24 protein-coding genes are annotated in these 24,766 nt (G+C 70.1%); 19 read left to right on the plus strand and 5 right to left on the minus strand.

The features are described from left to right. Positions 1-14: 14 nt before the first annotated feature. The 8 genes from I5731_RS13190 (at position 15) to I5731_RS13225 (ending at position 7,378) form a co-directional block, all read left to right on the plus strand. Positions 15-1,250, plus strand: a complete 1,236-nt coding sequence (locus I5731_RS13190) for a branched-chain amino acid ABC transporter substrate-binding protein (protein ID WP_197311868.1) — start codon at positions 15-17, stop codon at positions 1,248-1,250. Further along, positions 1,247-2,344, plus strand: a complete 1,098-nt coding sequence (locus I5731_RS13195; protein WP_197311869.1) for a branched-chain amino acid ABC transporter permease — start codon at positions 1,247-1,249, stop codon at positions 2,342-2,344. Before I5731_RS13190 ends, I5731_RS13195 begins: the two co-directional genes overlap by 4 nt. Before the next feature lie 4 nt (positions 2,345-2,348). After that, a complete protein-coding gene (locus I5731_RS13200) occupies positions 2,349-4,019 on the plus strand; it encodes a branched-chain amino acid ABC transporter permease (protein ID WP_197311870.1) in 1,671 nt (556 codons plus the stop codon). Beyond that, the gene (locus I5731_RS13205; protein WP_197311871.1) at positions 4,012-4,896 is read left to right on the plus strand and encodes an ABC transporter ATP-binding protein; all 885 of its coding nucleotides are present in this window, start codon (positions 4,012-4,014) and stop codon (positions 4,894-4,896) included. The genes I5731_RS13200 and I5731_RS13205 overlap by 8 nt, the downstream gene beginning before the upstream one ends. Next, on the plus strand, positions 4,893-5,609 hold the full coding sequence (locus I5731_RS13210) for an ABC transporter ATP-binding protein (protein ID WP_197311872.1): 717 nt from the start codon (positions 4,893-4,895) through the stop codon (positions 5,607-5,609). Before I5731_RS13205 ends, I5731_RS13210 begins: the two co-directional genes overlap by 4 nt. A 71-nt stretch (positions 5,610-5,680) precedes the next feature. Next, positions 5,681-6,211 carry a flavin reductase family protein gene (locus I5731_RS13215; RefSeq protein ID WP_197311873.1) on the plus strand — a complete coding sequence of 177 codons (531 nt, stop codon included), beginning with the start codon at positions 5,681-5,683 and terminating at the stop codon, positions 6,209-6,211. A gap of 44 nt (positions 6,212-6,255) precedes the next feature. Next, positions 6,256-7,011, plus strand: coding sequence for an SDR family NAD(P)-dependent oxidoreductase (locus tag I5731_RS13220; RefSeq protein WP_197311874.1), 756 nt, complete (start codon positions 6,256-6,258; stop codon positions 7,009-7,011). 4 nt (positions 7,012-7,015) lie between these two features. Continuing rightward, a complete protein-coding gene (locus tag I5731_RS13225) occupies positions 7,016-7,378 on the plus strand; it encodes a VOC family protein (protein WP_197311875.1) in 363 nt (120 codons plus the stop codon). Positions 7,379-7,403: 25 nt separating this feature from the next. Here I5731_RS13225 and I5731_RS13230 read toward each other — a convergent pair whose 3' ends face one another. Both I5731_RS13230 and hisD read right to left on the minus strand, forming a co-directional pair. Continuing rightward, positions 7,404-8,399 carry a Gfo/Idh/MocA family protein gene (locus I5731_RS13230; protein WP_197311876.1) on the minus strand — a complete coding sequence of 332 codons (996 nt, stop codon included), beginning with the start codon at positions 8,397-8,399 and terminating at the stop codon, positions 7,404-7,406. Between the two features lie 58 nt (positions 8,400-8,457). Next, positions 8,458-9,774: a histidinol dehydrogenase gene (gene hisD, locus I5731_RS13235; protein WP_197311877.1), complete on the minus strand. Its 1,317-nt coding sequence runs from the start codon at positions 9,772-9,774 to the stop codon at positions 8,458-8,460. 212 nt (positions 9,775-9,986) lie between these two features. Between hisD and I5731_RS13240 the strand changes: the two genes are divergently transcribed. From I5731_RS13240 to I5731_RS13285, 10 genes are all read left to right on the plus strand, one after another. Continuing rightward, positions 9,987-10,469 carry a VOC family protein gene (locus tag I5731_RS13240; protein WP_197311878.1) on the plus strand — a complete coding sequence of 161 codons (483 nt, stop codon included), beginning with the start codon at positions 9,987-9,989 and terminating at the stop codon, positions 10,467-10,469. Positions 10,470-10,508: 39 nt separating this feature from the next. Beyond that, positions 10,509-11,750, plus strand: a complete 1,242-nt coding sequence (locus I5731_RS13245) for an acyl-CoA dehydrogenase family protein (RefSeq protein WP_197311879.1) — start codon at positions 10,509-10,511, stop codon at positions 11,748-11,750. A gap of 31 nt (positions 11,751-11,781) precedes the next feature. Further along, positions 11,782-12,501: a TetR/AcrR family transcriptional regulator gene (locus I5731_RS13250; RefSeq protein WP_197311880.1), complete on the plus strand. Its 720-nt coding sequence runs from the start codon at positions 11,782-11,784 to the stop codon at positions 12,499-12,501. 97 nt (positions 12,502-12,598) lie between these two features. Continuing rightward, positions 12,599-13,351 (plus strand): FCD domain-containing protein, encoded by a 753-nt coding sequence (locus I5731_RS13255; protein WP_197311881.1) that lies wholly within the window; start codon positions 12,599-12,601, stop codon positions 13,349-13,351. Between the two features lie 206 nt (positions 13,352-13,557). Next, positions 13,558-14,034 (plus strand): cupin domain-containing protein, encoded by a 477-nt coding sequence (locus I5731_RS13260; RefSeq protein ID WP_197311882.1) that lies wholly within the window; start codon positions 13,558-13,560, stop codon positions 14,032-14,034. Positions 14,035-14,158: 124 nt separating this feature from the next. Continuing rightward, positions 14,159-15,127 (plus strand): Bug family tripartite tricarboxylate transporter substrate binding protein, encoded by a 969-nt coding sequence (locus I5731_RS13265; protein WP_197311883.1) that lies wholly within the window; start codon positions 14,159-14,161, stop codon positions 15,125-15,127. Between the two features lie 109 nt (positions 15,128-15,236). Then, positions 15,237-15,710 (plus strand): tripartite tricarboxylate transporter TctB family protein, encoded by a 474-nt coding sequence (locus I5731_RS13270; protein WP_197311884.1) that lies wholly within the window; start codon positions 15,237-15,239, stop codon positions 15,708-15,710. Between the two features lie 10 nt (positions 15,711-15,720). Further along, on the plus strand, positions 15,721-17,256 hold the full coding sequence (locus tag I5731_RS13275) for a tripartite tricarboxylate transporter permease (RefSeq protein ID WP_197311885.1): 1,536 nt from the start codon (positions 15,721-15,723) through the stop codon (positions 17,254-17,256). Next, positions 17,253-18,464 carry an LVIVD repeat-containing protein gene (locus I5731_RS13280; protein ID WP_235981778.1) on the plus strand — a complete coding sequence of 404 codons (1,212 nt, stop codon included), beginning with the start codon at positions 17,253-17,255 and terminating at the stop codon, positions 18,462-18,464. The genes I5731_RS13275 and I5731_RS13280 overlap by 4 nt, the downstream gene beginning before the upstream one ends. Before the next feature lie 90 nt (positions 18,465-18,554). Next, the gene (locus I5731_RS13285; protein WP_197311886.1) at positions 18,555-19,742 is read left to right on the plus strand and encodes a CobW family GTP-binding protein; all 1,188 of its coding nucleotides are present in this window, start codon (positions 18,555-18,557) and stop codon (positions 19,740-19,742) included. Positions 19,743-21,062: 1,320 nt separating this feature from the next. Here I5731_RS13285 and I5731_RS13290 read toward each other — a convergent pair. Beyond that, the gene (locus I5731_RS13290) at positions 21,063-22,154 is read right to left on the minus strand and encodes an Ldh family oxidoreductase (RefSeq protein WP_197311887.1); all 1,092 of its coding nucleotides are present in this window, start codon (positions 22,152-22,154) and stop codon (positions 21,063-21,065) included. Between the two features lie 200 nt (positions 22,155-22,354). Between I5731_RS13290 and I5731_RS13295 the strand changes: the two genes are divergently transcribed. After that, positions 22,355-22,555 (plus strand): hypothetical protein, encoded by a 201-nt coding sequence (locus tag I5731_RS13295; protein WP_197311888.1) that lies wholly within the window; start codon positions 22,355-22,357, stop codon positions 22,553-22,555. A gap of 46 nt (positions 22,556-22,601) precedes the next feature. On the opposite strand, the gene I5731_RS13300 is transcribed toward I5731_RS13295, so the two are convergent. Then, a complete protein-coding gene (locus tag I5731_RS13300) occupies positions 22,602-24,119 on the minus strand; it encodes a tripartite tricarboxylate transporter permease (protein ID WP_197311889.1) in 1,518 nt (505 codons plus the stop codon). Positions 24,120-24,228: 109 nt separating this feature from the next. Continuing rightward, on the minus strand, positions 24,229-24,747 hold the full coding sequence (locus tag I5731_RS13305) for a tripartite tricarboxylate transporter TctB family protein (protein WP_197311890.1): 519 nt from the start codon (positions 24,745-24,747) through the stop codon (positions 24,229-24,231). Positions 24,748-24,766: the final 19 nt, after the last annotated feature.

Consider the following 24,766-nt stretch of genomic DNA (forward strand, 5'->3'; position numbering starts at 1 on the left):
AGAGGGGTAAGACCATGACCAGAACGCTTGCCTGTACCGCTGCCCTCGCCGCGTCGCTGCTCGCGACCTGCGCCTTCGCCGCCGAGACGCTCGGCCCGGTCACCGACGAGATCGGCGTCGTCAAGATCACCAAGGGCGACCCGATCCTGATCGGTGGCTACTCGTCCCAGTCGGGCGGCGACACCAACCAGGGCATCGACGAGTTGCGCGGCGCCGAACTCGCCATCCTCGACAACGAGGGCACCGTACTCGGCTTCGAGGTGCAGCTCCTCGGCGAGGACGCCCAGTGCACCGCCGAGGGCGGCCAGACCGCCGCCACCAAGATCGCCGGCAACCCGCAGGTCGTCGCGGTGATCGGACCGACCTGCTCGTCCGGCGCCCGCGCCGGTGCGCCGATCCTGTGGAACGCCGGCATGCCGAGCGTCGCCTTCGGCGCCACCGCGCCGGCGCTCACCGCCGCCGACCGCCCGGACGGCTTCAAGGGCTTCCTGCGCGTCGTCCCGAACGACCTGCTCGGCGCCGACTTCACCGCCACCTACGCCTTCGAGAACCTCGGCGTGAAGACGGCCGCCACCATCCACGACGGCAGCCCCTACACCGAGCAGCTCGTCCGCGCCTTCGAGAAGGACTTCACCGAACTCGGCGGCACCATCGTCTCCAGCGAGGCGGTCTCGCCGACCGACACCGATCTGCGCCCGGTGCTGACCCGCATCTCGACCAAGAAGCCGGAACTGATCTTCACCCCGGTGTTCACCTCGACGGTCGGCTTCCTGCTGCGCCAGAAGACCGAGATCACCGATCTCGCGGGCACCCAGGTGATCGGCGGCGAGGGCGTGTTCAGCGCCAACGTCATTGAGGCGGCCGGCCCGAACGTCGTCGGCCTGCGCATCGTCGGCCCGTCGACCGACCTCTTCTCCGACCGCTTCCCGGTCTTCGTCGAGGCGTTCAAGTCGGAGTTCGGCGAGGCCCCGGTCGGCGGCTTCAGCGCCTACGGCTACGACAGCATGCTCCTGACGCTGAAGGCGATCGAGACCGCCGGCAAGACCGACGACGAGGGCAACCTCTACATCGGCCGCAAGGCGCTCTACGACGCGATGATGGCGACCAAGGACCTGCCGGCGCTCACCGGCACGCTCGCCTGCGACGAGTTCGGCGACTGCAGCGCCGCCACCTACGCGATCTGGGAATTCGTCAGCGACGACGCCTCCACCTTCGCACCGGGCGAAAACCCGAAGCGGGTCTACCCGTGACCGCCGCCGCCATCTCGGCGGCGGTTCGGAACCGGACGGCGGACTGGTGGCGGCGGTCGATCTGGGTCGACCATCTGATGCTCGCCATCCGCGTCGTCGTCGCGGTTCTGGTGCTCTGGGGTCTCGCCGGCGGCATTGCCGCCGGCACCTACTCCGCCGCCAACTTCGCCTCCTTCGCCATGTTCGGCCTGACCATCGGCAGCGTCTACGCGCTCATCGCGCTCGGCTACACCATGGTCTACGGCATCCTCAGGATGATCAACTTCGCCCACGGCGACGTCATGATGGTCGGCTCCTTCGCCGGTCTCTTCGCCGCGAGCAGCCTGTCCGGCGCCGGCCTCACCAACGACGCCCCGCTGATCGCGCTGCCGCTGGTGCTCGCCGCCGGCATGGCCGTCGGTGCGGCGGTCTCGGTCGCGATCGAGCGCGTCGCCTATCGGCCCTTCCTGCATGTGCGCTCGCTTGCGCCGCTGATCTGCGCCATCGGCCTCTCCTTCGTGCTGCAATATGGCGCCCGCGGCCTGTTCGGCACCCGCAACCGCGCCTATCCGGGCTTCGGCTGGATGGAGGGCACGGTGCAGGTCGCCGGGCTGACGATCCCGATCCCGCAGATCGTCGCCTTCGGCGCCGCCCTGGTCGTGCTCGCCGGCCTCCTCGCCATCGTGCGGCTGACGCCGCTCGGCAAGGCGATGCGGGCGGTCTCGGAAGACCGTGACGCCGCCGCCCTCGTCGGCATCGACGTCTCGCGCACCATCGTCTTCACCTTCGCCATCGGCGGGGCGATGGCGGGCGTCGCCGGCGTGCTCTACGCGCTGGTCTTCAAGCAGATCACCGTGTTCATGGGCTTCTTCCTCGGCATCAAGGGCTTCGCCGCGGCCATCCTCGGCGGCATCGGCAACCTCGGCGGCGCCATGCTCGGCGGCCTCGTGCTCGGCCTCGCCGAAGCGCTCGGACCCGCCCTGCTGCTCGAGGGCTACGGCCTGCCGGCGCCCTATCAGCTGAAAGACGTCATCGGCTACGGCATGCTGGTGCTGATCCTGATCTTCCGTCCCCAGGGCCTGCTCGGCGAGCGGCTCGCGGCCAAGAGGGCGTGACGCCATGTCGTTCAACGTCGTCACCTCCTCCTTCCGCGTCGTCCGGCGCGAACGCGAAGCCGGCGCCGAGGCGCTGCGCATCGGCCTGATCGCCGGTGTCGCCGCGGTGCTGTTCTGCCTAATCGGCGCCTATGTCGCCCTCGACAAGCGCGACGTCGTCGAAGGCGTCGCGAGCTTCGCCGCGGTGGCGCTCGCCGCCATCGCCCTCGTCGCCGGCTACACGTCCGCGGCGACGGCGAACCGCCAGGGCCGCACGCCGCGCCGCGCCGTGCTGCTCGCCGGCGGCGCCGGCCTCGCCGTCGGCGCCTGCCTCGCGCTGATGGTGCTCGCCACCACCAACCTCGGCATCCGCACCATCCTCGTCGCCGCCTCGCCGGCCCTCGTCCGCGCGCTCACCTTCGGCACCACGGCGGGCTCGTCCGGCCAGATATTCCTGCTGCTCGCCGCCGGCTTCGGCCTCGGGGCGATCGGCGGGGCGCTCGCCACCCTGGTGCCCGAGCGGCTGCGCCGCGCCATCATCCGCGGCGTCTTCGTGGTGATCTTCGCGGGCCTTTTCCGCGACGTCTTCTTCAGCATCGCCTCGAACCTGCCCGGCGGCGTCGACCGCATGATCTACGGCTCGGCCGGGATCCGGCTCTGGCCGGCGATCCTGCTGTTCGCCGCCGTCGTCGCCTGGACGATCCTCCGCGCGGCGGCCGGCAAGCCGTCGGCGGCCCGCACCGGCGGCCGCTCGAAGCTCAGCATCGTGCTGCTCGTCGCCACCGTGCTGGTGCTGCCGCTGATCACCTCCGACTTCGTCGCCCAGGTGGCGATGCTGGTCGCGCTCTACATGCTGATGGGCATGGGCCTCAACATCGAGCTCGGCCTCGCCGGCCTCGTCGACCTCGGCTTCGTCGCCTTCTTTGCGGTGGGCGCCTACACGGTGGCGCTGCTCTGCTCGAACGGCCCGCTCGCCATCGCCGACGTGTCGTTCTGGGTGGCGCTGCCGGTGGCGATCGTGCTCGCGGCGGTGTCCGGCCTCGTCTTCGGCCTGCCGGTGCTGCGCGTGCGCGGCGACTACCTCGCCATGGCGACGCTCGGCCTCGGCGAGATCGTCCGGGTGCTGGTGCTGTCCGACGCGCTCGCCCCCGTTCTCGGCGGCTCGCAGGGCATCATCGAGATCGACCGGCCGGTACTCGCGGGAATCTCGCTCAACACCCCGGCCGAACTCTATTATCTCGCGCTGATCCTCGCCGGCGCCGTCGCCTTCATCTCCTGGCGGCTGCAGCATGCCCGCATCGGCCGGGCGTGGCTGGCGATCCGCGAGGACGAGGACGTCGCGCAGGCGCTCGGCATCGACCCGGTCGCCTCGAAGCTCGTCGCCTATTCGGTCGGCGCGGCCTTCGCGGGCGCCGCCGGCGCGGTGTTCGCGGTGCTGGTCGGCTCGGTGTTCCCGCACTCGTTCCAGCTGCTCGTCTCGATCAACGTGCTGGCGATCCTCGTCATCGGCGGCCTCGGCAGCCTGCCGGGCGTGCTCGTCGGCGCGATGGTGCTGATCGGCCTGCCGGAGCTGCTGCGCGAGTTCGGCGAGTTCCGCTACCTCTTCTACGGCGTCGCCTTGGTCGCGATGATGCACATCCGGCCCGAGGGCCTCTGGCCCGCCGAATCCACCAAGCGGGAGATGGCCGATGCCTGAGACCAGCCTTCCGCCCCCGTCGTCCGCCGCCGCGCCCCTGCTCGAGGTGCGCGGCCTCTCCAAGCGCTTCGGCGGCGTCGCCGCCATCCGCGACGTCGACCTCACCGTCGCCCCCGGCAGCGTCCACGCCGTGATCGGCCCGAACGGCGCCGGCAAGACCTCGGTGTTCAACTGCATCTCGTCCTTCGTGCAGCCGACCAGCGGCACCATCCGTCTGGACGGCGAGCGCATCGACGGCCTGCCGGCCCACGTCGTCGCCCGCCACGGCGTCGCCCGCACCTACCAGAACGTCCGCCTGTTCCCCGGCATGACGGGCCTCGAAAACGTCCTCGTCGGCGCGCATCGCACGCTGTCGGTGCCGGGCTGGCAGGCGGTATTCGCGACGCCGCGGTTCCGCCGCGAGGAAGCCGCCGCGCGCGAGAAGGCGATGGCGATCCTCGAATTCGCCGGCGTCGCCCACCACGCCGGCACGCTCGCCCGCCACCTCGCCTATGGCGACCAGCGCCGGCTGGAAATCGCCCGCGCCGTCGTCGCCGGGCCGAAGCTCCTGCTGCTGGATGAGCCGGCGGCCGGCATGAACCCGGCCGAGGGCGCCGGGCTCGTCGAACTCATCCGCCGCATCCGCGCCGAACTCGGCATCACCGTGGTGCTGATCGAGCATCACATGCGCGTCGTGATGGCGATCGCCGACCGCATCACCGTCATCGACCGCGGCGCGGTGCTCGCCGAAGGCACCCCGGCCGAGATCCAGGCCGACGACAGCGTCATCGCCGCCTATCTCGGCACCCGCCGCGACACGCCGGCGGAAGCCGCCGCCGAGGACGCCAGCGACGCCGGCGCCGGCGCGAAAACCGGAATGAAGGCGGTGCGCGCATGAGAACCCTCGACGTCCGCGACCTCACCGTCGCCTATGGCGCGATCTCCGCCGTCCGCTCGGCGAGCTTCACCGCCGCCGCCGGCAAGATCACCGCCGTCGTCGGCGCCAACGGCGCCGGCAAGACCACCGTGCTCAACGCGATCTCCGGCCTGCGCGACGTGCGCGCCGGCCGTATCGACATGGACGGCCAGGACATCGGCGCGCTGCCGCCGCACGAGCGCGTCCGCGCCGGCATTGCGCAGGTGCCGGAGGGCCGGCGGCTCTTCGGCCGCATGACGGTGGCGGAAAACCTCGAGATCGGCGCCTTCGTGCGCCAGGACCGCGCCAAGGTGCGCCAGGACATCGAGCGCATCCTCGTGCTGTTCCCGCGCCTGAAGGAGCGCTATCGCCAGCTCGCCGGCACGCTGTCGGGCGGCGAGCAGCAGATGGTGGCGATGGGCCGGGCGATGATGGCCGACCCCTCGGTGCTGCTGCTCGACGAGCCGACCATGGGCCTCGCGCCGCAGATCGTCGACCTCGTGCTGGAAGCCGTGCAGGCAATCAACGCGCAGGGCGTCACCGTGCTGCTCGTCGAGCAGAACGCCTACCGGGCGCTCGAGATCGCCGACCAGGCCTTCGTGCTCGAAACCGGCGAAGTGACGCTCTCGGGCAGCGGCGAGGAGCTGCTCAGCCATCCGCGCGTGCGCAGCGCCTACCTCGGACACGACGCATGACCGCCGTCCTCCGCCCCGCGCCGCGGCCCACCGCGGCCCCCGTGTTGCCGACTCTCGATCAGGTTTCCGCCATGGCATCCTCTCCGCTCGACGTCGGGCAGACCGTCGACATCCCCGCCTTCCGCGCGGCGATGCGCGAACTCGCCGCCGGCGTCACCATCGTCACCGCCGGTGACGGCGACGGCCGCCGCGGCCTCACCGCCACCGCCGTCTGCTCGGTCTCGGTCGAGCCGCCGACGCTGCTTGCCTGCATCAACCGCGCGACCGAAGGCCATGCGGCGATCGCCGCCGGCGGCGCCTTCTGCGTCAACGTCGTCGCCGCCGAGCACCGTGTCCTCGCCGACCGCTTCGCCGGTCGCGACGGCGCCCGCGGCGCCAGCCGCTTCGACGTCGGCGACTGGGACAGCCTCGAAACTGGCGCCCCGGCGCTCGGCGATGCGCTGGCGGTGTTCGACTGCCGCGTCGTCGAGACCATCGAGTGGGGTACCCACACGATCTTCATCGGCGCCGTCGTCGCGACGCGGACCCGTGAACCCGTTGCCGACGCCGACCCCGGCGCGCACGGGCTCGTCTACCGCGCCGGCGCCTTCGCCGTCGCCTGAGCCTTCGCCGACCACTGTCCGGAAACCCGCGTCAGGAGCCCGCCATGCCCGATCTCGACGGCCGCGTCACCATCATCACCGGGGCCGGCTCCGGCATCGGCCGCGCCATGACGGAGGCCTTCGTCGCCGCCGGCGCGCGCGTCTTCGCCGTCGACCTCAGCGCCGAGCGTCTCGCCGAGACCGCGGACGCGATCGCGGCGCCCGACGCGCTGAAGACCCACGTCGCCAACGTCGCCGTCGAGGGACCGATCGTCGGCATGCTGGAGGCCTGCGCCGCCGCCTTCGGGCCGGTCGAGGTGATCTGCAACAACGCCGGCATCCTCGACCGCATGGCCCCCGTCACCGAGACCGACGACGCGCTGTGGCAGAAGGTGCTCGACGTCAACCTGACCGGGCCGTTCCTCGTCACCCGCGCCGCCCTGCCGGCGATGCTGGAACGCGGCAGCGGCATCTTCGTCAACACCTGCTCGATCGCGAGCTTCCTCGGGGGGCGGGCGGGCTTTGCCTATACCGCGACCAAGCACGGCATCCTCGGCCTCACCCGCGCCGTCGCGGCCGAATACGGCGACCGCGGCATCCGCTGCAACGGCATCGCGCCGGGCTCGGTGAAGACCAACATCTCCCTCGACATGAACATTTCGGACGCCGGCATGGCGCTGCGCCAGAAGGGCCTCGCCACCCGGCCGCCGCAGGCGACGGGCGCCGACATGGCACCGGTGGCGGTGTTCCTCGCCTCGGAGGCCGCGCACTACATCAACGGTACCTGCATCGTCGCCGATGCCGGCTGGACGGCGTACTGAGCCGATGGTGAAGCGCCTGCAGACCTGCTGGGTGGTCGCGGCCGAAACGGCGGCGAGCCGCGCCTTCTACGAGGACCTGATCGGCCTCGAACCGGCGTTCGCCGACGGCGAGCGCTGGGTGCAGTACCGCGTCGGCGGCGCGAGTTTCGCGATCGGCGCCCCGGGCGAGCACGTGCTCGGCGCGGCCGCGGTCGGCGGCGGCGCGGTGCCGGTGTTCGAAGTCGAGGGCCTCGACGCACAGCTCCTGAAACTGGAGGCCGCCGGCGCCGACGTGCTGTCGCTGCGCGACATGGGCCCGCACGGCCGGGTGCTCAGCCTGCGCGATCCCGCCGGCAACGTGGTGCAGCTCTTCGAGCGCGCCCCCTGAGGCGCGCCCGAAGAACAGGTGGCCGTCAGCCGAGCGTCACGGCCTCGCCGCTTTCCGCCGATTTGACGATCGCCTCGAGGATGGCGATGTTGCCGAGCTTCTCGGCGTCGGTGAACGGATAGGTGCCCCGGCCCGCCGCCGCGTCGGCAAAGAGGTCGAGGTTGGCGCGCACCGTGTCGGTCCAGTCGTATTCCGTCGTCACCGGCTGCTGCCCGGTGCGCATCACGGTGAGCGTCGCCGAGCCGACGGTGTCCGGATGGCTCTCGTTGCGGAACTCGGCCCAGGCGTCGGTGCCGAACACGGCAAAGCGCAGGTAGAGCGGCGTATAGAGCGTCGCGTTGAGATAGGTCAGCGGCCCCGAGGCGTGGCGGCAGATCACCGATACCACGTCGCCGTTCTCGCCTTCGAGCACCCGGTGCGCCGTCGCCGCATAGACGCTGACGGCGGGGCCGAACAGGTTCACGAAGGCGTCGGTGAGGTGGATACCCATCGCGGTCATGCCGGCAGCGGGCGATTCCTTCTTCGAGCGGCGCCAGTCGGTGGGCGGCACGTTGATCAGCTTGTCGTGGCTGAAGGCGGCCTCGGCGTGCATGATCGTGCCGAGCTCGCCGGCCGCCACCATGCGGCGGAGCTCGACCATCGCGAGCTCGAAGCGCCGCTCGTGGCCGAGGCCGAGGGTGACCCCGGCGTCGGCGCAGGCCGCCACCATCGCCTCGGCGTCGGCGAGGGTGAGCGCCAGCGGCTTCTCGCAGAAGACGTGCTTGCCGGCCCGTGCCGCGGCTTCCACCTGCGGCCGGTGTAGCGTGTTCGGCGTCGTCAGGATGATCGCGTCGATCTCGGGATCGGCCAGCACCTCGTCGTAGCTCGTCGTGAGCTTCAGCCCGTTCGCCGCGGCGAACTCGGCGTGCGGTTCGACGCGGAGTTCCACCGCCGTCACCACCCGGAGCTTGTCGGAGGCCGCCATCCGCTGGACGATCGTCTTGCCCCACCACCCGAGGCCGAGGATTGCTGCGCGCATCATGTCGACGTTTCCTTTTGTGTCTTGTTGATTGCCGGGTGCCGCCCGGAACTGGCGAACGTCAGCCGATCCGGGCCGCCGGGGTCGCATAGTCGACGTTCTGGCCGCCGTAGCGCCGCACGCGCACGTTCGCCTGCTCGGCATGGCCGAGGAAGCCCTCGAGCACGCAGAGCCGCGAGCAGTAGCTGCCGATCTCGGCACTCGCCGCATCGCTGGTGATGCGCTGGTAGGTGCAGGTCTTCAGGAACTTGCCGACCCAGAGCCCGCCGGTGTAGCGCGCCGCCTTCTTGGTCGGCAGCGTGTGGTTGGTGCCGATCACCTTGTCGCCGAAGGCGACGTTGGTGCGCGGTCCGAGGAACAGCGCGCCGTAGTTGCGCATGTTGGCGAGGAAATAGTCCGGATCGGCGGTCATCACCTGGACATGCTCGGAGGCGAGGCGGTCGGCTTCGGCGACCATCTCGTCGATGCTGTCGCAGACGATGACCTCGCCGAAATCGCGCCAGGCGGCGGCGGCGATCTCGGCGGTGGGCAGGATCGTCAGCAGCCGCTCGATCTCGGCCATCGTCGCGCGGGCGAGCTTCTCGGAGTTCGTCAGCAGGATCGCCGGCGAGGTCGGGCCGTGCTCGGCCTGGCCGAGCAGGTCGGTGGCGCAGATCTCCGCGTCGACGGTCTCGTCGGCGATCACCAGCGTTTCGGTCGGGCCGGCGAACAGGTCGATGCCGACGCGGCCGTAGAGCTGACGCTTGGCTTCCGCGACGAAGGCGTTGCCGGGGCCGACCAGCATGTCGACCGGGGCGACCGTCTCGGTGCCGATCGCCATCGCCGCGATCGCCTGCACGCCGCCGAGCACCAGGATCTCGTCGGCGCCGGCAAGATGCATCGCCGCGACGATCGCCGGATGCGGACCGTTCTGGTAGGGCGGAGCGGCGGCGACGACGCTCTTCACACCCGCGACCTTGGCGGTGACGACGCTCATGTGCGCCGAGGCGACCATCGGGTATTTGCCGCCGGGCACGTAGCAGCCGACGCGCTCGATCGGCACGTTCTTGTGGCCGAGCACCACGCCGGGCAGCGTCTCCACCTCGAGGTCGGTGATGCAGGCGCGCTGCTTTTCCGCGAAGTTGCGCACCTGCGCCTGGGCGAAGCGGATGTCGTCGAGGTCGGACTTCGAGACCTTGGACAGCGCCGCCTCGATCTCGGCCGGCGACAGCCGGAAGCTTTCCGGCGACCAGTTGTCGAAGCGCTCCGAGGCGCGCCGCACGGCGGCGTCGCCGCCGCTCTCGACGTCGGCGAGCAGGCCTTCCACGGTGGCGCGGACTTTTGCGTCGGCGTCGGCGCGCTCGGCTTGCGAACGCGCCGTCTTCAGATGGCGTGCCATGGTGCTTCCTCCCTGGTGGACCGCTGGCGCGGGCGATACCGGCCAGTCTGCCACGGCCGGACCGGTTCGGTGCGCGCCCTGCGCCCGCGGTTTCGGCTCTTCGTTATTTATCGAGTGAAAACCTTCGGGCGGCCCGGTGTCAAGGCGTGCGGGGCTTGATTGTCAGGACAAATCGATTTATTTATCGATCGATAATTTCCGGGGAGGAAACGATGCCGGCGATCGGACTCAACCATTTGTCGATCGGCGCCCGCGACGTCGACGAATCGGTGCGCTTCTATGTCGAGATGTTCGGCATGGAGCTGATCCCGACCTATAATTTCGGCTTCCGCACGCAGTATCTCGCCTGCGGCGACCAGCAGCTGCACATCTTCGCGCTGCCCGACGCGGTGCCGCACTACCAGCACTTCGCGATCGACGTCGACGACTTCATGGCCGTCTACGACCGCGCCAAGGCCGCCGGCCTGATCGACCACGCGACCTTCGGCAACGGCGTCAACGAGATGCCCGACGGAACCGTGCAGCTCTACCTGCGCGACCCCGGCGGCAACCTCGTCGAGATCGACTGGCCGGACGTTTCCACCCTCGACGTCGCCCGCATCCCGGAGCTGAAGCGTCTCGCCGACCGCTTCGAGCAGACCGGCGAGAACCTCGAGGCGACGCTCTACCGCGCCCGCCGCCGCACCGGCGGCTGACCGCTCCGTTCCGACCATTTGAAGCCGAAGGAAGCCGCCATGGCCGAAGCCCTCGCCGCCCGCACCGCGGACCTCGCCGCGCCCGCGACGCTGCGCTCCAGCGACGACGTCGCCGTCCGCCATGCCGCGCTGCTCGAGGCGGCCCGCGCCTTGGCGCCGGTGTTCGCCGCCCGTGCCGGAGAGGCGGAGGAGCTGCGCCGCCTGCCGCCCGACAGCGAACGCGACCTGCACGCGAGCGGCCTCTACCGCATGCTGCAGCCGCGCGCGCTCGGCGGCGCCGAACTCGGCTACGAATGCCTGATCGACATCGGCGCCGCCGTTGCCGCCGGCTGCGCCGCCACGGCCTGGAACCTCACCAACCTCGGCAGCCATCACTGGATGCTGGCGATGTTCCCCGAAGCGGCGCAGGACAAGATCTGGGGCGAGAGCCGCGATACGCTGATCGCCTCGTCCTTCGTGTTTCCCGCCGCCAAGGTCCGCCGCGTCGCCGGCGGCTACGAGGTCTCCGGCCGCTGGCCGTTCTCCTCCGGCGTCGACGTCTCGACCTGGAACATGCTCGCCGGCATCGTCCGCGAGGAGGGAGAGGCACCCGAGCACCGCATCTTCCTGCTGCCGCGCGAATCTTACGAGATCGTCGACACCTGGCACGTCGTCGGCCTCAAGGGCACCGGCTCGAAGGACGTCGTCTGCGAGGGCGTGTTCGTGCCCGAAGACTTCACCGTCGCAGCGAGCGCGCTGAAGGGCGGCGAGACCCCCGGCAGCGCTCGCCACCCGGCGCCGCTCTACCGCCTGCCGGTGTTCGCGCTGTTTCCGGCGATCCTCTCCGGCGTCGGCCTCGGCAATGGCGAGGCGGCGCTCGACGCCTACGTCGGCGAGACCCGCCAGCGCACCGCGAGCTACACCGGCGCCCGGCTCGCCGACCTGCAGAGCACCCAGATCCACATCGGCTCGGCGGCGGCGAAGCTGTCGCATTCCCGGCGCACCATGTTCGGCCTCTGCACGGACGCGATGCGCGACGCCGAGCGCGGCCACATCCCCGATATTGTCGCCCGCCAGGCCTGCCGCCGCGACCTCGCCTACGCGACCCGGCTCGCGACCGAGGCGGTGGACGAGATCCATGCTGCCTCCGGCGCCGCGGCGCTGTTCCTCGCCGGCGCCCAGCAGCGCCGCTTCCGCGACGCCCACGCGATCACGGCCCATATTGCGTTCAACGCCGACATGGCCAACGCTGCCTATGGCCGCGTCGCGCTGGGGCTGGGCAGCGACAATCCCGTGGTCTAGTGGATCGCGTGGCGGCAGGGCAGGGACGGGCATGGCGGATAGCAGGGCGAGCGACGGCGATAGCGACGACATGGTCCCCGCGCCGCGCCGGCGCGCCCGCGTCCGCCCCGAGGAGCGCTATGCCGAATTCGTCCGCACCGCGGTCGAGCTGTTCTCGGAGGAGGGCTTCGAGGCCGGCACGCGCGAACTCGCCCAGCGCCTCGGCGTCACCCAGCCGCTGATCTATCGCTATTTTCCGAGCAAGGACGACCTGATCGCCGCGGTCTACCGCGAGATCTACGAGAACCGCTGGAAAAGCGCCTGGCGCACCGGGCTCGAGGACGAGAGCGTGCCGATCCGCACCCGCATGCTCGCCTTCTACACCGACTACAGCGACACGATCTTCACGCCGGAATGGCTGCGCATCTATCTCTTCGCCGGCCTGCGCGGCGTCGACATCAACCGGCGCTATGCCGGTGCGGTCGAGCGCGAGGTGCTGCGGCCGATCGCGGCCGCCGCGCGCCGCGCCATCGGCCTCGATCCGGCGGACGACCTTTTGCCCGAGGAGGTCGAGCTGTTCTGGACCCTGCACGGCGGCATCTTCTATTATGGCGTGCGCGAGATCGTCTACGGCTTCGAGATGCCGGTCGACCGGGCGACGATGATCGTCAACGCTGTCGACACGTTTCTCGGCGGCGCGACCGCGGTGCTCCGCCGGATCCAGGCCGACCATGCCCCCGCCGGCGCCGGCTTGCGACCAAAGAGCGGATAGTTTCGAACATCTCGTCATTGATTGAAACTCATCGACGCGCCATGATCGGTGGAGCCGGCGGCGAAGCGTTGCCGGCGCTACACGGAAAGAGTGCGCCTTGTCGATCCGGACCCACGCCGCCGCCCCGCAGGAAGTCGACGCGAGCACGCTCGGCGTCGAGGTCTATGCGCGACTGCGCCGCGACCTGATCGCCGGCCACCTGCAGCCGGGCGAGCGCCTGCGCTTCCGCCAGCTCAGCGCCGCATACGGCATCGGCATCGCGCCGCTGCGCGAGGCGCTGTCGCGGCTCGTCTCCGAGCATCTCGTCCACTTCGAGGGTCACCGCGGCTATACGGTGGCGCCGATGTCGCTCGAGGACCTCTACGACCTCTGCGCCCTGCGCACCGAACTCTCCTGCAAGGCGCTGCGCCAGTCGATCGAGCGCGGCGACGCCGACTGGGAGGCGGAGATCCTCGCCGCCCTGCACCGGCTGGAGCGCAGCGCCATCCCCGGCTCCGTCACCGACCGCAAGGTCGCCGACGAGTGGGAGCAGCGCCACGACCGCTTCCACCGCAGCCTGATCGCCGCCTGCAACTCGCCCTGGCTGCTGCACTTCTGCGACGCGCTCTCCGACCACTTCCAGCGCTACCGCCGTGCGGTGATCGTCGAGATCTCCGGCTCGGCCGAACTGACGGCGAAGATCCGCGAGCAGCACCGCTCGATCGCCGAGGCCGCCGTCGACCGCAACGCCGAGCTCGCCACCGACATCCTCGCCCGCCATTTCCAGGGCAGCGTCGAGATCGTCGCGCGCAATTACCAGGCGATCACGCGCAGCGTTACCGCGGTGAAGCCGGAAAAGGTCGCCGGCTAGTCGGGAAAACCGACGCGGGCGGTCATTCGCCGGTCGTTGCACCGACGTGCAGGTCTCCGTCGGTATTTGACCGGACAAGCGGATTGACAGACTCCGGATGTTCGAACATTCTCAATAATAAGAAACATGCACGGAACGTGCGAACGGGATCGCGCGCGGGCTCCGCCCGCCGAACGGTTCCGCGCTCCGTGCCAGGGAGGACCGAAATGACCGCTGCAGCCGATACCAATCCCGCCCCCGCCGGCACGACGAAGACCGCCGGCGCCTTCAAGGCCGGCGACGGCGCCTACCTCTTCGACCTCGCCAACCTCGACAAGATCGACGCCGGCACGGGCTATTCCTCCGCGCACGGCTCCGTCGTCGAAGGCGAGCGGATCCAGGTCGGCCTGATCAACAAGGCGCGCGGCACTGGCGCGCGGCCGCATTCCCACCCGAACGAGCAGTGGAACTACGTCATCAAGGGCCAGCTCCGCGTGTTCATCGAGGGCGAGGAAGAGCGCATCGTCGGCCCCGGCACGCTGATCTATTTCCCGGCTAACAAGGTCCATTCCACCGTGGCGCTGCCCGACGAGGACGTCGTGTTCTTCGTCGTGAAGGACCTGTCGCACGGCATCATCGGCATGGCGGCCGACGGCTCGATGGCCGGCCCGCACTATGACGAAGGCTTCGCGCCCAAGGCCTGAGCGGCCCGGCGCCGAAATCCGTCCGGACAGCGAGACCGACGCCCGAAGCAGGCGCCGGCCGACCGGACGGCGGGAGACGGCGACGGCTTCTGACCGTCGTCACCGACAACGGAGAGGAAACCCAATGAAACACGTCGTCGCCGGCCTTGCGGCCGTCGCGCTTTCGGCTGTCGGCCATGTGGCCGTGGCCGAGGCCGCCTATCCCGAGCGCCCCATCGAACTCGTCTGCTCCACCTCGCCCGGCTCCACCGCCGCGCAGTGGTGCCAGCTGATGGCCCAGATCCTCGCCAAGCCCGACGTGCTCGGCGTGCCCGTCAACGTCTCGTTCAAGGGCGCCGGCTCGGGCAACGAGGCGGCCGTCTACGTCCGCGGCCAGCCCAACGACGGCTACGTCATCCTCCACTCCAACGCGAGCTGGAGCGGCTACATGAACCTGCCGACCTTCGAGGCGAAGCCCGAGGACTTCGAGTTCCTCGCCCGCGTCGAGAAGTTCGTCTACGCCCTTGCGGTCCAGGAAGGCGGCAAGTACGCCTCGTTCGAGGACGTCGTCGCCGACGCCAAGGCCAATCCCGGCACCATCGCGGTCGCCGGCAACAAGATCGGCTCGATCCACCACAAGCACATCATCTCGGCCTTCACGGCGGCCGGGGCCGAGGTCAACCACATCCCCTACGAAGGCTCGGGCGACGCCGTGCGCGACCTGCTCGGCGGCCACCTGCCGGTCGGCCTCGGCTCGATCGGCCAGCTGCAGCCGCACGTCGAGGCCGGCAAGCTGAAGCCGATCGTCGTGCTCAACGAAGAGCGCGTCGCCGCGATGCCGGACGTGCCGTCCGTGCGCGACCTCGGGCTCGACTACCCGATCTCGCACCAGTGGCAGGGCATCTTCGTCAGCACCGGCATGCCGGCCGAGGTGAAGACCCGCCTGCGCGACGCCTTTGCGAAAGTGGTCGCGAGCCCCGAGTACGCCGAGTACCTGAAGACCAGCCCGCACGTCGAGGCGTCGTTCGACGCCGACGAGGAGGCGCTCAAGGCGTCCTTCGACGCCGAGCTCCAGGACTACCGCGCCTTCATGCAGGCGAACGGCATCCTCTGATCGACCGACCGTCGACCGTCCCCGCCCGGGTCCGCCCGGGCGGGACTTCCGTCCGCGCGGCTCCGCGCGGCGTGCAACGGCTGCTCGAGACAAGCAGAGGGCGTCCGCCATGATCGAAATCCGTCTCCGCACTGCGGAAATCGTCACCGCCATCCTGCTGCTGCTCGGCTGCGCGTTCCTGTTCTGGAACACCTTCTCGCTGCCGCCGTCGCCGATGCGCGGCTATCCGGGCGCCGGCTTCATGCCGCGGCTGATCCTCGGCTACACGGCGGTGTTCATCGTGTTCTGGCTGGCGCGCCGCGTCCGCGCCGACGGGCGGGACGAGCCGGCGGAACCCTTCGAGCTGCGCGCCTATCTCGTCACGCTCGCCTCCGTGTTCGGCTTCGTGCTGCTGCTCGGCACCGCCGGCTTCGAGGCGGCGTCCTTCGCGGTGCTGCTGGCGCTGCTCGGCCCGCGCATGGGCAACTGGCTGCTCGCCGCGGCGGTCGCCGCGGGGACGACGCTGATTCTCTGGGCGGTGTTCGTGCTGTTCCTGAACGTGTCGCTGCCGGTCGCTTTCCTCCCCCGCTTCATTTCATTCTGAGGACCCGGCCATGGGCGTTCTTCTCGACAGCTTCGGCCCGGCCCTCTGGCTGGTGCTGTCCCCGACCAACCTCGTGATCATGGTGCTCGGCATCATCGCCGGCACCATCCTCGGCGCGCTGCCGGGCTTCGGCGCCGCGCAGGCGCTGGCGCTGATGTTCCCGTTCACCTTCGGCATGACGCCGGAAGCCGGCGTGCTGTTCTTCATCGCGATCTATGCCGCCGCCGAATACGGCGGCTCGATCCCGGCGATCCTGATCCGCACCCCCGGCACCAGCGCCGCCGCGATCACCGTGCTCGACGGCTATCCGATGGCGCGTGCCGGCAAGGCGAGCCGGGCGTTGAAGATCTCGCTCTACACCGGCGTCGTCGGCAGCATCGCGTCGAGCTTCATCTTCCTGTTCGCCGCCTCGGGCCTCGCCTGGATCGGGCTGCAGTTCGGTCCGAGCGAGATGTTCGCCGTCGGCATCTTCGGCCTCTCGGTGATCGGCAGCTTCTTCGGCGACAGCCCGGTGAAAGGCTTCGTCGCCACCGGCATCGGCCTGTTCCTCGCCATGATCGGCAGCTCCGGCTTCAGCGGCCTGCGCTTCACCTTCGGCCAAGCCTCGCTGCTCGACGGCATGCCGCTGATCGTCGTCATCATTGGCTTCCTCGCCATGCCCGAGGTGTTCCGCCTGATGGCGGCGCGCCGCGGCGACGACCCCGAGGTCGCCAGCCTCGGCGGCGAGAACCGCGAGGCGAACCACGTCGGCCTCAAGGTGATGCGCAAGCTGGTGCCGACCATGGTCCGCAGCACGCTGATCGGCACCGCGGTCGGCGCGATCCCCGGTCCGGGCGCCACGGTGTCATCGCTGCTCGCCTACAGCGAGGAAAAGCGCTTCTCCAAGCACCCCGAGAAGTTCGGCACCGGCATCGACGAGGGCGTCGCGGCGCCCGAGACGGCCAACAACGCCGTCGTCGCCGGCTCGCTGATCCCCTCGCTCGCCCTCGGCGTGCCGGGCTCGGGCGCGATCGCCATCCTGCTCGGCCTGCTGATCAGCAAGGGCATCGTGCCCGGGCCGCTCCTGTTCCAGCAGAACGGACCGCTGGTGATGGCGGTGTTCGCCGGCCTCATCGTCTCGGCGGTGCTGATGCTGGTGGTCGGCATCGCCGGCGTGCGCGTCTTCGCGCTGGTCGCGAGGGTGCCGCGCTACATGCTGGCGCCCTTCGTGCTGATGCTGCTCGTCATCGGCACCTACGCCTACCACAACTATGCCGCGCACATCGTCATCGCGATCCTGATCGGCGCCTTCGCCTACTGGCTCGAGACGATCCGCGTGCCGGTGATCCCGATCGTGCTCGCCTTCGTCATGGCGCCGATCATCGAGGCCAACCTCAACCGCGCCATGGTCATCCACGGCGGCGACCTCAGCTTCGCCCTGACCCGTCCCATCACGCTCATCATCCTCGGCCTCGCCGTCCTCTCCATCGTGCTCGGCTTCTTCCGCGCCCGGCGGGCGCGGCACGAGAGCGCCGCAGCCAAAGAAAACCTGGGAGAAACCCCTTGAAGATCGACCTCGCCCGCGGCCTGCGCCTGATCGGGCACGACCTCCTCGCCGGCTACGGCGGCATCGGCGAAGGCATGTCGATCCAGGCGGCCCGCGACGGCCGCCGCATCCTCTGGCTCGCCCACGAGGGCCCGCCGAAGAACTTCACCGGCGTCGACGTCACCGACCCGCGCAAGCCCCGCGTGGTGGCGCAGACCGAGCTGCCGCACGGCCGTGTCCGCTCCAATTCGCTGGAGACCGTCGGCGACCTGCTCGCCGTCGCCTACCAGACGCTGGAGCCCGGCCTTCAGCCGGCCGGCATCGAGATGTTCGACATCTCCGATCCGGAAAACCCGAAGTCGATCAGCTTCTTCGACTGTTCCGGACCTTATTCGCGCGGCGTGCACCAGCTCTGGTTCGTCGACGGCGAGACCATCCACTGCGCCGCGGGCGCGGCCGACTTCACCCCGCGCAACCAGCTCGACGACCAGCCCTACCGCATCATCGACGTGCGCGATCCGACCCGGCCGACCGAGATCGGCCGCTGGTGGATGCCCGGCACCGCCGAGGGCGACGAGGCGCCGCCGCCCGAGCGGCTGAAGATCGACAGCGGCTTCCGCGGCCACAACACCAACGTCTATCCGGAGCGGCCCGACCGCTGCTACCTCGGTTACATCGACGGCGGCGGCTTCATCATGGACATCTCCGACATGTCCCGGCCGAAGCCCGTGGCGGCGTTCAACCCGAACCCGCCGTTCCCCGGCTTCACCCACACCGTGATGCCGCTGTTCAGCCGCGAACTGCTCGTCGTCACCCACGAGTGCGTGCTCGACGACGGCGCCGACTGGCCGAAGCTGACCTGGCTGGTCGACGCGCGCCGCGAGGACAACCTCGTGCCGCTCAGCGTGCTGCCGATGCCCTCGGTCGAGGAATACGGCCGCAAGGGCGGGCGCTACGGCTGCCACAACGTGCACGAGAACCCGCCGCGCGACACGGCGCTGCGCTCCGACACGCTGATCTTCGCCTCGCTGTTCAACGGCGGCGTGCGCGTCTACGACACCACCGATCCGCTGCAGCCGAAAGAGGTCGCGGCCTTCGTGCCCGGTGCGCCGGAAGGCTCGCGCGTGCCGGCGGTGCAGATCAACGACGTCTATGCCGACGAGAACGGCATCGTCTACTGCGCCGACCGGCACACCGGCGGGCTCTATATCCTCGAGCTCGACATCTGATCGCGGTCGGAGACGGGGGACGGACGCGTGCCGGCCCCCGCTCCGGCCCCCGATCCGGCCCATGTGCCGGCCGCAGCAAAGGCGATTGCCATGACCGACCCCCGCCCGATCGACGTCACGCTGCTCACCGGCTTCCTCGGCAGCGGCAAGACCACGCTGCTGAACAACCTGCTGCGTGATCCCGGCATGGCGGACACCGCCGTCGTCATCAACGAGTTCGGCGACGTCGCGATCGACCATTTGCTCGTCGAGAGCGCGATCGAGAACGCCGTCGTGCTGCAGAGCGGCTGCATCTGCTGCACGGTGCGCGGCGACCTCGTCGACACCCTCGGCGACCTCGAGGGCAAGGCCGCGCGCGGCGAGTTGCCGCCGTTCTCGCGCGTCGTGATCGAGACGACGGGCCTCGCCGACCCGACCGCCATCGTCCGCATCTTCGCCGAGGAACCGACGCTCGCCGGCCGCTTCCGGCTGCGCGCCGTGGTGACCACGGTCGACGCCGTCAACGGCGCCGGCCAGCTCGACCGCTTCAACGAGGCCGGGCGCCAGGCGGCGCTCGCCGACGTGATGGTGCTGACGAAGTCCGACCTCGCCGGCGAGACGGCCGCCACCGACCTCAAGGCCCGGCTCGCCCGGATCAATCCCGGCGCGTCGATCCTCACCGTGGTGCACGGCGCGCTGTCGCCGGAGGCGCTGTTCGCCGAGGTCGCCCACCCACTGGCGGACGGCGAGGCCGGCGTCGGCCGCTGGCTCGGCCTAGACGCCTTCGCCCCGCTGGCGCCGACCCCGGGCGCCCACGTCCATCACGGCGACCACGGCCACGATCATGGCTCCGGGCACGATCACGGCCACGATCATGCGCATGGCGATCATGGGCACGACGACCACGCCCATGCCGACCATCACGACCACGCGGCGGCCGTGGCGCCGTCTGGAATCGACGCCCACGGCGATGCGCCGAGCCGGCACGACGCCGCCATCTCGTCCTTCGCCGTGATACTGGACGATCCGATCGAGCGCACCGCGCTGGAGCGCTGGCTCGCTTCCATCATGTCGCTGCGCGGCAGCGACCTCCTGCGCATGAAGGGTATCGTCGCCGTGCGCGGCCTCGGCGGCCCGGTGGTGGTGCACGCCGTCCAGAACGTCGTCCACCCCCCGCTCCGCCTTGCGCGCTGGCCCGACGCCGACCACCGCACCCGCATCGTCTTCATCACCCAGAACATCCCCAAAGCCGCCCTGCAGCGCAGCCTCGAGGTGCTTGCGGCGGAGGCGGTGGGGTAGGGACGGAGGGCAGAGGGCAGAGGGGCGCCAGACCTCACCGCTGGTCCCTTCCCCATCCGTCGTCTTTGCCGGGCTTGACCCGGCAACCCACTCGCGTTGCCGCTTGCCGCGATCGATGTCGCGGAACGGAACGAGCACCCCGCGCGACCGATCCTTGCTGCGCGGCCATTGGGTCGCCGGGTCAAGCCCGGCGAAGACGACGGAGGGTGAATGCTGGGTGGCCGCCGCCATCGCTGTTGCATCCAGCGCAGCTGACCAGCGACCATGGGGCAGGGCGTTCCATCGACTCGCGATCTACGGGCAATGCCCCAGACCTCACCGCTCGTCCCTTCCCCATCCGTCGTCTTTGCCGGGCTTGACCCGGCAACCTACTCGCCGCTCCGCTTGCCGCAATCGATGTCGCTGAACGGAACGAGCTCCCCGCGCGACCAATCCATGCTGCGCGGCCATTGGATCGCCGGGTCGAGCCCGGCGAAGACGACGGAGAGGTGGATGCTCGGCCGCCGCCATCGCTGTCGCATCCAGCGCGGCTGACCAGCGACCGTGGGGCAGAGAGTTCCATCGACTCGCGATTCACGGGCAACGCCTCAGACCCCACCGCCCTTCGCTCCCCTTTCGATCGTCTTTGCCGGGCTTGACCCGGCAACCTACTCGCCCCTCCGCTTGCGGTGGGCGATCCATCTGCGCGGAACGCCCAGCGCGACCGATCCTTGCGGCGCGGCCATTGGGTCGCCGGGTCGAGCCCGGCGAAGACGACGGAGAGGTGGATGCTCGGCCGCCGCCATCGCTGTCGCATCCAGCGCGGCTGACCAGCGACTGTGGGGCAGGGAGTTCCATCGACTCGCGATCCACGGGCAATGCCCCAGACCCCACCGCCCTTCGCTCCCCTCTCGTTCGTCTTTGCCGGGCTTGACCCGGCAACCTACTCGCCCCTCCGCCTGCGGTGGGCGATCCATCTGCGCGGATCTCCCCGCACGACCGATCCCTGCTGCGCGGCCATTGGGTCGCCGGGTCGAGCCCGCTCCCGCCCGGTTCAGCCAACCCCAAGGGCCGGCGCCCCCGGCCTCGTCCTTCGAGACAGCCGCTTCGCGGCTTCCTCAGGATGAGGCCTCCGTGAATTTCTCTTCAATTGCAAACGCTTGTCCTTTTCCCTCATCCTGAGGAAGCCGCGGAGCGGCTGTCTCGAAGGGCGAGGGAAAAGCCGGGGCGCCGACGCAACACACGTGCCCCTGTCCGGATCCGGCGGGGTGATCCTCGATCACCGCCGCCTGCGTTGCCGCACCCGGCGACCCTAGCCGCGCCGTGCGCCGCAATCCCCGCCTACCCCTCCCGCTCCAGCCTCGCGATCCCCAGCCGATCCGCCAGCCCGTCCAGCACCTTCGCCAGCGGGGCGGGGATCGGGATGCCGTCGCGGGTGCGTTCCGTGATGCGGCTCGCGCGCGCCTCGCCGGGCAGGCGCACCGGCGGCCAGCCGGGCAGGGCCTTGGCGGCGCGGAAATCTGCGATGTGGCGGTCGACGTCGGCGCGGAACGTCTCAAGCGGCAGGAACCGCGCGACGTCGATCACCACGACGAAATGGCCGGTGTTGGTCTCGGTGGCGCGGTCGGCGTTGAAGTCGACCACGTCGCGGCCGAAGGCGGCGCCGTTCAGCGTGCCGGCGAGCAGGCCGAGCGCGAAGGCGATGCCGCTGCCCTTGTAGCCGCCGATGGGGAGCAGCAGGCTGCCGGCGACGCCGGCGGCGTCGACCACGGGGGCGCCGGTCGCAGGGTCGACCAGCCAGCCCTCGGGAATCGGCCGGCCGTTCATCAGCTGCGCCTTCACCGTGCCGTAGGAGACGACGGTGGTGGCGATGTCGAGAATGACGTCGGGCTCGGCGCCGGCGGGAATGCCGAAGGCGATCGGGTTGGTGCCGAGCAGCGCCTCGGCGCCGCCCCAGGGGGCCATGTGGTTGGAACTCGCCACCACCGAATAGATCGCCGCCATGCCGGCTGCCGCCGGTCCCTCGACGTAGAGCGCCGCCGGGCCGGCGTGGTTGGAGCGGCGCACGCCGACCCAGCCGATGCCGGTTTCCTGTGCCATCGCCATCGCCGTCTCCACGGCCCGGCTCATCACGAGGTGGCCGAGGCCGTTGCCGCCGTCGATCAGCGCGACCGAGGGCGCGGTGCGGTTGGTCACGATCTCCGGCCGCGGTGCCATGCCGCCCGCCTCGATCCGCTCGACGTACATCGGCAGCCGGAAGATGCCGTGCGCGTCGGCGCCGGACAGGTCCGCCCGCGTCATCAGCCGGCCGGCGGTCGCCGCATCGGCCTCGGTGAAGCCGACTTTCGCGAAGGCGTCGGCGATGAAGCGGGTGGCGGCGGCCTCGGTCGCCCGGGCGACGGCCGGGCGAGCGGCGGGCTGGGTCTCGCTCATGAAAATCGTTCCTTTTGGTCAGGTCCGGTTCCGCCGGCCGCCATGCCCTGACCGGGCCAATGCTGCAAATGCGAGGGCATCGCCACCGCACCTGCGAGCAAGACGCGGAGCGCAGAGGCGCCATGCGGTTCAAGCTGTTGATCGAAAGATAAATCTGCGATACCGCACTGCAGCATCATCACGCGAAGACCGGAGCTGTCATGTCCGACGTCACCACTTTCCGCAGCGACGCCCTCCCGGCCGGCTCCACGCTCTATGGCCGCGTGCGGCCGCTGATGAGCCTGATCGCCGCCGCCTTCCAGGCTGCGACCGCGCTCGACCAGCGCCGCCTGCCGGAGCGCCGCGCCCTCGAGACGCTCGGCCTCGACGCCGACCGCGTCGCGGCGATCCGCTTCCGCTGAGGCGACCGCGGCGGCATCGGCCGCCGCGATCCCTCCGCCCGGCCGCTCACACGGCATTTTTCATCTGGGCTTCGCGGATCCGGCGACGGGTCTGCATCTGCTTGCGCATGCCGAACACCAGCAGCGCCAGCGCGACGAGCATGATCGTCGCGGTGATCGGCCGAGAGAAGAACTGCACGAAGCTGCCGTCGTGGAAGTTGAGCCCGATGCGCAGGTTGCGCTCGAACTCGCTGCCGAGGAACACGCCGAAGGCGGCCGCGGCGGTGGAATAGCCGTAGCGCAGCATGAAGTAGCCGACGACGCCGGCCACCATCGCGACCCCGACGTCGAGCGCCTTGGTGTTGATCGAATAGGTGCCGAGCACCACCATCGCCAGCGCGATGACGATCACCACCTGCCGGTTGAGCATCACCGCCTTCAGCATCAGCGACGCCATCTGCCAGCCGACGGCGAGCAGGATCACCGTCGACGCGAGCAGGCCGGCGATCGCCGCGTAGAGCAGCTCCGGCGCTCTGACCACCATCAGCGGCCCGGGCACGAAGCCCTGCACGGTGAGGGCGGCGAGCAGCAGCACCATCGAGCCCGACACCGGGATGCCGAGGCCGAGGGTCGGGATCAGCTCGCCGGAGTTCGACGCGTTCTGCGCCGCCTCGTTGGCGCCGATGCCCTCGATCGAGCCGCGGCCGAACTCCTCCGGCTTCTTCGAATGCATCTGCGCCACCTGGTAGGCGATCATCGCCGCCGGGGTCGCGCCCGCGCCGGGGATCGCGCCGACGAAGGTGCCGACCGTGGTGCCGCTGATCATCGCCGGTACGGCCGGGCGGATCTTCGACCACTTCGGGAAGCGCGAGGCGCCGATCTTGCCCGAGAGGTCGTCCCACAGGAACACCTGCCGCGCCGAGCGGAACAACTCGCTGACCGCGAGCAGGCCGATCACCAGCGCCACCGGCTCGATGCCGGAGCGGAAGTCGCGGAAGCCGAAGTCGAAGCGCGGGGTGAGGTTCATCGGGTCGAGCCCGACGAGGCCGAGCGAGATGCCCAGCGCGCCCGCCATCAGGCCCTTGACCACGTTGTCGCCGGTGAGGCTGACGAGAGCGACCATGCCGAGGAAGTAGAGCGCGAAGATCTCGGGGTAGCTGAAGAAATACGCCATCCCCATCAGCGGCACGACCAGCATCACGAACATCAGGATGCTGACCAGCTGCCCGCCGAGCGCCGCGACGAAGGAAACGCCGAGCGCGAGGCCGCCTTCGCCGCGCTTGTGCAGCGTGTGGCCGTCGATCACGGTAAGGATCGCCGCCGGATTACCCGGGATTCCCATCAGGATCGCCGGGATCGAGTTGCCGTAGCCGACGCCGACCGAGATCGCGAGCAGGAAGGCGACGCCGTGGATCGGCGTCATGGCGAAGGTGAACGGCAGCACCAGCCCGTAGGCGAGGGTCGTCCCGACGCCGGGCATGGCGCCCGAGGCGACGCCGAACATCGTCCCGGCCAGCACCAGCAGCCAGACCCAGGGGTCGGCGAGCTGGCTGACGCCACCGACGAGTGGAACCAGGAAGTCCATCTTTGTTGACCTTTTCCTCGGCCGCGCCGCCCCGGCGCGGCCGGGCGGGCGTCCATACTGTCCAAGGTTAGAGACCGGCCGGCGACGTGCTCGGGCCGGCGCTATGCCGTCAGAGGTTGATCCAGCCGAGCTCGCGGAAGAGATCCGTCAACGGTCCGACCCCGATGCGCACGTTGAGGACCTGCGCGAAGATCACGTAGAAGAAGGCCGTGAAGATCACGCCGATGCTGGCGGTGACGGCGTAGTTGCGCTGGTTCAGCACGTAGAGCGACGCGACGATGTAGATCGGCGTCGTGATCAGGTAGCCGAGCGGGCCGAGCAGCGCGACATAGGCGAGGTTGACGCCGATGAGCGAAAAGGCGCGCCGGGCGGAGGCGGGATAGGCCTCTTCGTCGGCGGTGCCTTCGGGGGCGATCATCGGGTTCGCCGACAGGCGCCAGTGGCGCGCGCGCTGCAGGGCGATGAACAGCCCGCCGCCGGCGAGCATGGCGCCGCAGACATAGAAGAACATCCGTGGCCCGACCGGATCGCGATAGAGGCCGATGCGGATGTTGCCGGCATTCCAGATCATGAAGAGGCCGAGCGCCGCGAAGGCGAGCGCGACGGCGGTATCGATACGGCGGTCCATGGGTCAGCTCCCGACGGTA

Source organism: Methylobrevis albus (assembly GCF_015904235.1).
GTDB classification, from domain to species: Bacteria; Pseudomonadota; Alphaproteobacteria; order Rhizobiales; family Pleomorphomonadaceae; genus Methylobrevis_A; species Methylobrevis_A albus.

What these genes read in the sequence shown, in the direction of transcription:
- I5731_RS13225 (WP_197311875.1), top strand. Translation starts at nt 7,016, where the DNA reads ATGGTGAAGCGCCTGCAGACCTGCTGGGTGGTCGCGGCCGAAACGGCG.
- I5731_RS13300 (WP_197311889.1), bottom strand. Translation starts at nt 24,119, where the DNA reads ATGGACTTCCTGGTTCCACTCGTCGGTGGCGTCAGCCAGCTCGCCGAC.
- I5731_RS13275 (WP_197311885.1), top strand. Translation starts at nt 15,721, where the DNA reads ATGGGCGTTCTTCTCGACAGCTTCGGCCCGGCCCTCTGGCTGGTGCTG.
- I5731_RS13290 (WP_197311887.1), bottom strand. Translation starts at nt 22,154, where the DNA reads ATGAGCGAGACCCAGCCCGCCGCTCGCCCGGCCGTCGCCCGGGCGACC.
- I5731_RS13260 (WP_197311882.1), top strand. Translation starts at nt 13,558, where the DNA reads ATGACCGCTGCAGCCGATACCAATCCCGCCCCCGCCGGCACGACGAAG.
- I5731_RS13270 (WP_197311884.1), top strand. Translation starts at nt 15,237, where the DNA reads ATGATCGAAATCCGTCTCCGCACTGCGGAAATCGTCACCGCCATCCTG.
- hisD (WP_197311877.1), bottom strand. Translation starts at nt 9,774, where the DNA reads ATGGCACGCCATCTGAAGACGGCGCGTTCGCAAGCCGAGCGCGCCGAC.
- I5731_RS13220 (WP_197311874.1), top strand. Translation starts at nt 6,256, where the DNA reads ATGCCCGATCTCGACGGCCGCGTCACCATCATCACCGGGGCCGGCTCC.
- I5731_RS13265 (WP_197311883.1), top strand. Translation starts at nt 14,159, where the DNA reads ATGAAACACGTCGTCGCCGGCCTTGCGGCCGTCGCGCTTTCGGCTGTC.
- I5731_RS13305 (WP_197311890.1), bottom strand. Translation starts at nt 24,747, where the DNA reads ATGGACCGCCGTATCGATACCGCCGTCGCGCTCGCCTTCGCGGCGCTC.
- I5731_RS13285 (WP_197311886.1), top strand. Translation starts at nt 18,555, where the DNA reads ATGACCGACCCCCGCCCGATCGACGTCACGCTGCTCACCGGCTTCCTC.
- I5731_RS13215 (WP_197311873.1), top strand. Translation starts at nt 5,681, where the DNA reads ATGGCATCCTCTCCGCTCGACGTCGGGCAGACCGTCGACATCCCCGCC.
- I5731_RS13190 (WP_197311868.1), top strand. Translation starts at nt 15, where the DNA reads ATGACCAGAACGCTTGCCTGTACCGCTGCCCTCGCCGCGTCGCTGCTC.
- I5731_RS13210 (WP_197311872.1), top strand. Translation starts at nt 4,893, where the DNA reads ATGAGAACCCTCGACGTCCGCGACCTCACCGTCGCCTATGGCGCGATC.
- I5731_RS13295 (WP_197311888.1), top strand. Translation starts at nt 22,355, where the DNA reads ATGTCCGACGTCACCACTTTCCGCAGCGACGCCCTCCCGGCCGGCTCC.
- I5731_RS13240 (WP_197311878.1), top strand. Translation starts at nt 9,987, where the DNA reads ATGCCGGCGATCGGACTCAACCATTTGTCGATCGGCGCCCGCGACGTC.
- I5731_RS13205 (WP_197311871.1), top strand. Translation starts at nt 4,012, where the DNA reads ATGCCTGAGACCAGCCTTCCGCCCCCGTCGTCCGCCGCCGCGCCCCTG.
- I5731_RS13245 (WP_197311879.1), top strand. Translation starts at nt 10,509, where the DNA reads ATGGCCGAAGCCCTCGCCGCCCGCACCGCGGACCTCGCCGCGCCCGCG.
- I5731_RS13200 (WP_197311870.1), top strand. Translation starts at nt 2,349, where the DNA reads ATGTCGTTCAACGTCGTCACCTCCTCCTTCCGCGTCGTCCGGCGCGAA.
- I5731_RS13250 (WP_197311880.1), top strand. Translation starts at nt 11,782, where the DNA reads ATGGCGGATAGCAGGGCGAGCGACGGCGATAGCGACGACATGGTCCCC.
- I5731_RS13230 (WP_197311876.1), bottom strand. Translation starts at nt 8,399, where the DNA reads ATGATGCGCGCAGCAATCCTCGGCCTCGGGTGGTGGGGCAAGACGATC.